Origin of the sequence: Streptococcus infantis (assembly GCF_047465525.1) — a bacterium.
GTDB lineage: Bacteria > Bacillota > Bacilli > Lactobacillales > Streptococcaceae > Streptococcus > Streptococcus infantis_R.
On record NZ_JASGZS010000064.1, the window covers coordinates 1 to 634 of the forward strand.

Here is a 634-nt window from a genome sequence, read left to right on the forward strand (position 1 = left end):
TTATGTGACTTTCAGTCCGTCTCGCTCCGTTAGGTGCGAGACAAAAAAACCACCCGCTATGCGGGTGCGCATCGAAGGTTATACCAAAAAACTCCAAACGCGATACAATTAAGGTGTTCAAGCCAATTGTAAAGCGAAAGGAGAAAAATATGGCTCAAAAAGCACATAGTTTATCACACACAAAATGGATGTGTAAATATCACATTGTGTTCACCCCTAAGTATAGACGAAAAGTGATCTATAATCAATATCGAAGTAGTTTGGGAGAAATATTCCATAGATTATGTAATTATAAAGGTGTTGAGATTATCGAGGGCCATTTAATGCCAGATCATGTTCATATGTTGGTAAGTATTCCACCTAGAATTAGTATTTCAAGTTTCATGGGATATTTAAAAGGTAAAAGCGCTCTAATGATGTTCGATAAACACGCAAATCTGAAATATAAGTTTGGAAATCGACATTTTTGGGCAGAGGGATATTATGTGAGTACAGTTGGCCTCAATGAAGCCACAATAAAGAAATACATTCAGGAACAAGAGCGAAAAGATATTGCTTTAGATAAGTTGAGTGTAAAAGAATATGAAGATCCCTTTAGGGATAGTGGCAAGTAGTACATATGCCTCTTTGAGAG

1 protein-coding gene is annotated in these 634 nt (G+C 36.8%); it reads left to right on the forward strand.

All coding sequences use genetic code 11. The features are described 5' to 3' along the window. The first annotated feature begins 149 nt into the window (after positions 1 to 149). Positions 150 to 614, forward strand: coding sequence for an IS200/IS605 family transposase (gene tnpA, locus QM374_RS10735; RefSeq protein ID WP_414311740.1), 465 nt, complete (start codon positions 150 to 152; stop codon positions 612 to 614). Positions 615 to 634 lie beyond the last annotated feature (20 nt).